Below are 7,071 nucleotides of genomic sequence, written 5' to 3' on the forward strand. Positions count from 1 at the left end.
GCTCCTTGCCTTGTCCTATTCCTTTCTCAATCCACTATATTTCTCTTGTTTTTTTCAAAAACTGTTCCCGCAACTGGGCAGTCTTGTCTTTTTTAGTCATGCCACCTTTCGAATGTTTTTCATGGTAGCGTTCAACAAGGGCCTTCCCCTTATCATCTAGTTGGTATTTTCCCATCTTTTTCTCCTTCTCTATTGATGGTTGAGCCGTTCATGTGTTTCACACGCGCAGCGATTTCCTTATGCCGTCCATTGACCATTGGTCTTGCCTGCGGATTTCCTAAATACCCACAGGTTCTCTTGACCACATCGACCGTTTTAGGATCCCTATTGCCACAGTTTGGACATTTGAAGCCCCTCTCAGTCGGTGTAAAATCACCTTCAAAATGACACTTATAACAGCGATCAATCGGTGTATTGGTCCCCAAATAACCCACGCGGTCATAGGCAAAGTCCCACACAGCCTCCAATGCCTTCGGATTTTGCTGCAAAACAGGATATTCACAATAGTGGATAAAGCCACCTGTCGCACCTGCTTCTGGATAAGCCTTTTCAAATTCTAATTTTTCAAACGGTGTAGGATTTTTCCGAACATCATAATGGAAAGAATTGGTGTAATATTCCTTATCCGTAATATCCTTGACCAAGCCAAATTTTTCCCGATCCAAGCGACAAAAACGATCCGTCAAACTCTCAGACGGCGTTGAATAGATTGAAAAATGAACATCGTATTCATCCGACCAAGTACCGACACATTCTTTCATAACACGAATAATGTCAAGCGTGAACTCTTTCGCAGCTGGATTTCCTTCCCATTCACTGCCATAGAAGACCGTAGCAACTTCATAAAGACCGATATAGCCCAAGGAAATTGTTGCTCTACGCTTGGTAAATAGCTGCCCGACTTCATCGTCTTTGCCCAAGCGTTGCCCAAAGGCTCCGTATTGGTACAGAATAGGAGCATTGGCTGGACGAGCCTCCATGACACGGTGTAAGCGATAAACCAAGGCATCCTTAGCAATCGCCATTCGCTCCTCAAAAATAGCCCAAAACGTCTCCACATCACCGCCAGACTCCATCGCAATCCGCGGTAGATTGAGGGTCACCACGCCAAGATTCATGCGACCAGAATTGACTTCTTCACCATTTTCATCCAACCAGCCCTGCAAGAACGAGCGACAGCCCATCGGCGCTTTGAATGACCCCGTCAATTCCTTAATCTTATCATAAGACAAGATATCAGGGTACATGCGCTTGGTTGCACATTCTAAGGCTAAGAGCTTGATGTCATAGTTCGGACTGCCTTCTTCTAAGTTCAAACCACGTTTCAAGGTGAAAATCAACTTTGGAAAAATAGCTGTCCTCTCTTCACTCCCCAATCCCTTGATCCGAATCTGTAAAATCGCTTTTTGAATTTCCCGTTCAAACCAAGATGTTCCAAGACCAAAGCCTAAGGAAGTAAAGGGCGTCTGCCCATTTGAAGTAAACAAGGTGTTAATCTCATATTCCAAAGACTGCATGGCATCATAGATGTCTTTTTTTGTCTTTTCACGCGCATACTCTTCCTGCTTTTCAGCCAATACCCATTGACTGGCATCGCACAAATGCTTATGATAATTCAATTCTGCATAGGGCGCTAACAACTCATCCACACGATCTGCTGTACAACCACCATACTGGCTTGAAGCGACATTCGCGATAATTTGCGAAATCTGAGCTGTCGCTGTCTGAATAGACTTGGGACTTTCCACTTCTGCATTTCCAATTTTAAAGCCATTTGCCAGCATCCCCTTAAAATCAATCAAACAACAGTTGGTCATTGGTGTATAGGGACTATAATCCAAATCATGGAAATGAATATCCCCTTTTTGATGAGCATTTGCCACATGAGCTGGCAAGAGTTTGAGACCAATCGATTTTCCGACAATTCCTGCTGTCAAATCGCGTTGGGTATTAAAGACCTCGCTATCCTTATTGGCGTTTTCGTTGACCACCGTTTGGTCTTTTTTCAAGAGTTTTTCAATGGAAAAATTGATGTCCATCGCCTGATGGCGCTTAAAATCACGTCTGGTTCGATACTGAATATAGACTTCTGCCAATTCGTACAAGTGTGCCTTCAGCAATTCTTGTTCAACAATGGTCTGAATCTCATAAATCTGAATATCCTGATGAAAACGACGATCAATTTCTTCGAGGACAGCTTGGACTACTTGGGTAATCTTCGCTTCCGAACAAGGTTGCTCTAGCTCGGCATTGGCACGACTAAGAGCAGAAAAAATCTTTCCTGCATCAAATGTTACCGTCCGCCCATCGCGTTTTAGAACAAGAATTTCTGGCACAATCATTCGCTCTACTTGTACTACCATTTCATATTCTCCCTTTTTCTATCTTTCTATAGTGTATCACTTCACAAAAACAAAATCAACATCTGGTATGGTTTTTCTTGTTTTTTTACAAAAAACACAATATATAGTTTCACTTAGGCAATAAAAAATGATTGCTTACACAATCATTTTCATTATTTTTTCTCATACAAGCTGAAGCGCCCTGTCCCTAAATCTACTTTTTCATAATTTGCCTCCAAATTAGCTTGAACACTATCCAGCATAGCAACTTGATGATTGACCACGACATAGCGGGCTTTGTTTTTATTTAAATCAAAGGTCAGATTATCCTGATTCGATTTCGTATCCAAATAGGGCGTCGGTGTTATAATCGCTGCAGCTGACAATCGCTTGCTCTGAAGATAAATTTGAGCACTATCATCCCAAGCATATACCAGATCAGAACGCTGGGAATTATTACGAATATAGCGAGCCACACTCTCACGCTCTTTAGTCAAATCCTCTTCAACAAAATATGTCATGGCAGGCTGTAAGAATATCAATAAACAAAGAAAAACAGGCAAATAAAGGCTTGATTGAAGATAGGAATATGCCTCATCATCGTCAAATTCATCGTCTTCCTCTTCTTCAGGCATGTAGTGTACTAAAGACATAATAAAGCCATAAGGCAGGAACAAGACCAGCTGACTAATTACAAAATGCCCACTTGCCAAAACAAAGAATAGCTGCACAAAAAACGTTAACAGCACAATAACCTTTACATAGGTATGGCGTCCCTGTCCTAACGATCCTATGGTCTGTAGAAAATGCTTCAAAAAACCTGATAGAGCAAGGAAAATACCTATTTGAGCAATTGTCCATAGAATGCCATCATAGCTAAAATTCAAGCCTAACTCATATAAAAATGTCTGGCGGATTGCAGAACCTAAAATTTGAGCCTCAAAAGTATAATACCCAATCGAATAAACAACCAATAAAAAACCAAATATAGTGGCTAAAGCCTGGTAAATCCCTCTTGCAATCTGGCGATGTGTCGCATTGTAAACTAAGAGAACAAGTACAGATACAACCCACAGTAAACTACTTTTTGGATAGACCATAAAAGCAATTGCTGCATCAATTCCATACAAAATAAAGGCTTCATCTCGTACAGCATGTTCAAAATAGCGAATCAGCAACCACAAACTAGTGAACAGGACGGGCAAGACGAATAAACTAGCCTGGATGCCACCAAAATTAAGCGCCAAAATAAAGAGATAAAACCAATGCTGCAAACTCCTAGCTGCCTGTGCTGAATTACTAAAATAAGCAGCAATTTTATAGAAATAAGTGCCTGCTATTAGCAAAGCGATAAACTGCAACCCAGCCAACCCAATCGTCGTACCGAAAAAGGATCCGACATACGTGACTAGATAATAAAGAACACCACTCGTTCCAAAAAATTGTCCGTAAGGACTTTGTCCCGCCTGCATCGCCATACCAGCGTAAAGATCTTGGGACTGCAAATTGGTTGCTAACTGTATTAGGTAGGGATTGGCAACACTAAGAGCGCTTACAACCAGACTCCAAAGAAAGGCTGGCCACACCCTTGTTGGCAATAACCGATCGTTGAACGATTGATTGTACGGAATCCGTTCCTGGCGCGAATGCCGTCTACGCTTTCCCCCTCTGATATGCTGCGAATAATTTTCTGAACGACTGTATGTTACTTCTGTCTCTGCCATTAGATGCTCCTCAATATAATCACCTCATTATATCAAAAAGCGCGGCATCTGTCATTCTCTATCTTATCCTGCAACAATTGGACATAGCGCTCGATTTCATGAAACGTGTGATAGTCCTCTTCTTGAAATGCGGTTAAAAAAGCTTCTTTTTCTTGATGTGTCATACCTATTTATTCGAAAAATAGGAGCATAAAGTCAGCCAGTAATGGTAACAACTTTCAGTTTTTTCCGATCGTTTTTCTGACTTCTGAGATAAAGTAGAGAGAGCCGGTTATGATCAGCATGTCCCCATCAAGCGACTGGCACTCCCATTCTCGAATGAATTGGCCATAATCCGCTATATAGGGTATTCCTTTAGGTACATCTATCTCGTCTATCCCTCCGTCATAGGCAAAGCTCGTTAAAATCAAGCGAGCTTCCGGTAGCCGTTCGCAAATAGAATCCAGCATTGCTCGAAAGTCTTTTCGTTTCAAAGCTGAAAATAAAATCGTTACCTTATTCCACTGCTGAGACTGGATAAAATCGACCAACCGTTCAATCGCTGGCAAATTATGTGCGCCATCTAAGTACATCCGATTTGTGATGCCGATCCGTTCTAGTCGCCCAGCCCACTGGGTGTTTTTCAAGGCTTTCAAAACTTCTGCTCGGTCAATATGGACATCTTGATGGTTCATCAAAAGATAAAAAGCTTGCAACGCTAGCGCCGCATTTTCTTCTTGATGTCCTCCAACTAGCCCTAATTCGAGTCCTTCTATCCGCCAGTTATGATTGTGAAATTGACCATTCGACAAACTAAAATCTTGTCCCTCGTAGTAGAGTGGTGCGTGATAGAATCTTGCTTTTTCCTTACAAACTTGCAAAGCAACATCAGGCACCGGTCCCAGTATAATAGGCGTATTCTCCTTTATGATACCCGCTTTTTGCACCGCAATCTTAGCTAGATTATTTCCTAATAAATCCTGATGATCGAGACCGATAGAGGTGATAATACTCATTAAAGGTTCCACCACATTGGTTGTATCCAGTAATCCCCCGATTCCTACCTCAATCAAGGCAATATCAGGCTGCTGCGCCTGAAAATAGAGTAGCATCACTAGCGTCAGCACTTCAAAGTAGCGAAACGGCTCATAGATCTGTTCAACTGCTTTCTCCAGCTGAAAAACACGCTCAAGCAACTTCTGAAAATCATCTGCAGCAATCGGCTGTCCATTGATACAGATGCGGTCGTGCACCGTTACCAAGTGCGGTGATACAAACGTTCCCACACGTAAGTTATGTCCCTCCAACAGGCTTCTCAAAAATGCAATAGTCGAACCCTTCCCATTCGTACCTGCCACGTGAACCACAGGCAAGCCCTTCTCTGGGTGTCCTAGCAAATCCAATGCATACCGCACCTTCTCCATCTTATAGCGATAGTGCCTGCCCTGCTTCTCATTGAGCCATTTTTCTAACGTCATCCTATCCTCCAATCACCCCTATCCTATCAAGTTTCCCCTAAAAAATCAAAAGAAAAAGGTAGGATTAAAAATCCCACCATGGTCCTGGCCATCCTTCTCCAAAAATTCCAATCACACTTAAAAATTTAAACATCTCATATCTCCTTATCTTTTTGATAAGTCTAGTATATAAGATTACCCCTTTTTCCAACAGGACAATTTTGTCTCATTAAGTAATATTTTCTTGCCATTCTGCTTCCAATCGCTCTGCAAGAAATGTATTCCCAATCAACTGGGCAAAACTGATTGCTTCCTCGTGATAAAACTCTGCTTGTTCCCTATTTCTTGTATGGAATAGCTCGTATTTCCATTTTAGCATACTCAAAATTGGTTTCTTCTGAAAATCCTGATTCATCCTCATGATTTCATCCAAAGCGTCGAATATTTTAGGGAAATGTTCGTATTTCCCCATTCTCCCCAAGGTACCTATTGAGCCCATTAAAACATCACGCAGAACAAATAAATCTTCTGCCACCACGACATCTATTTGATTGATTAAACTGTCTAGTAACTCAAAAAGATCTGGAGCCAGCCCTTCTTGCTGCCAATATTTTGCACGCTCAATATAGAGCCGTATAATTAACAAATCATTAATTCCATACGACTCTTTCTGGCGAATTTGAAAAAAGTATTCATCAATAATTTCCTGCCCAAAACTTGCTGTTTGCGTCTCTGAAATATCGATTGCTGACTGAAAGGCGTCTATCGCAATCTTTTCTTCCTCTGGCAAACTGTCATAGAACTCATCATAGATTTCTGCCAATAGAGCATCTCGCTTCTCTACTAATTCGGGCTTCCCGTATGTAGGCACACGCAGCACATCGTGTTTTAGCTTTGTATAACGAGCAGGCAATTCAACATAGTCTGGCATCAATTGATAGAGAGTCATGCCCAAACGTCGCGCAATGAAGGTAATTTTACTCAATGTTGGCTTAGACTGTCCAGCTTCTATCCGCATCAGCTGTCGGGCGGTCAATTCAACTTCATCTTCACAAAACTGCTCTCTAGTGAGGCCTAACTTTTCCCGCAATCGTCGAACTTTGGCTCCAAATTCTTTATTATCCACATCGTCACCTCCATTTTAACATACCAATTATTATACAAAAATATCAGGCATTTTTCAATATTTTTCCGCCACACATCACGACAAACGCATGAAACGGTCTTCGGCTTTTTTCTACCTCAAACACTTTTTTGATTTAAAGTAATCGTTTTAAATACTGGTCAAAGGATAGACTAAGGACATATTTCTTACGACGCATGCTCATTTTCTTTCCAAAATCCAACCGTTTTAGGACAGCTAGGCAGAATTTGTCCATCACATTCAAATTAAACGCTAACTGCTTGTTCAAAGTTTTATTCGCATCTTCTCGAAAAACAATATCTAATAACCAATGCATACTCTCTATCTGCCAATGACCTCGTACATAGTCGCATAATTCCTTCGCACTAACCTGACTACTCAAGATAAAGTAGCGTGTTTCTTCACCCTCTTGACTACTCTTGGTC

At 41.5% G+C, this 7,071-nt stretch carries 7 protein-coding genes; all 7 read right to left on the reverse strand.

The genetic code is table 11. The annotated features are described in order from the left end of the window. Positions 1–34: 34 nt before the first annotated feature. A complete protein-coding gene (locus tag ABPH35_RS05120; protein WP_349988636.1) occupies positions 35–175 on the reverse strand; it encodes a hypothetical protein in 141 nt (46 codons plus the stop codon). Further along, complete coding sequence (gene nrdD / locus ABPH35_RS05125) at positions 153–2,363, reverse strand: anaerobic ribonucleoside-triphosphate reductase (protein ID WP_349988637.1); 2,211 nt, start codon at positions 2,361–2,363, stop codon at positions 153–155. Before nrdD ends, ABPH35_RS05120 begins: the two co-directional genes overlap by 23 nt. 152 nt (positions 2,364–2,515) lie before the next feature. Then, entirely contained in the window at positions 2,516–4,066 is a 1,551-nt protein-coding gene (locus ABPH35_RS05130) for a quinol oxidase (protein ID WP_368849636.1), read from the reverse strand. Positions 4,067–4,098: 32 nt separating this feature from the next. Next, a complete protein-coding gene (locus tag ABPH35_RS05135; protein ID WP_368849637.1) occupies positions 4,099–4,230 on the reverse strand; it encodes a hypothetical protein in 132 nt (43 codons plus the stop codon). A 54-nt stretch (positions 4,231–4,284) separates the two neighbouring features. Continuing rightward, entirely contained in the window at positions 4,285–5,523 is a 1,239-nt protein-coding gene (locus ABPH35_RS05140; RefSeq protein WP_368849638.1) for a Mur ligase family protein, read from the reverse strand. Between the two features lie 208 nt (positions 5,524–5,731). Further along, the gene (locus tag ABPH35_RS05145) at positions 5,732–6,628 is read right to left on the reverse strand and encodes a helix-turn-helix domain-containing protein (RefSeq protein ID WP_349988641.1); all 897 of its coding nucleotides are present in this window, start codon (positions 6,626–6,628) and stop codon (positions 5,732–5,734) included. 133 nt (positions 6,629–6,761) lie between these two features. Next, on the reverse strand, positions 6,762–7,071 hold a 310-nt coding region (locus tag ABPH35_RS05150), incomplete at its 5' end, for an ISAs1 family transposase (RefSeq protein WP_349988132.1).

Source organism: Streptococcus handemini, assembly GCF_040984445.1.
GTDB lineage: Bacteria > Bacillota > Bacilli > Lactobacillales > Streptococcaceae > Streptococcus > Streptococcus handemini.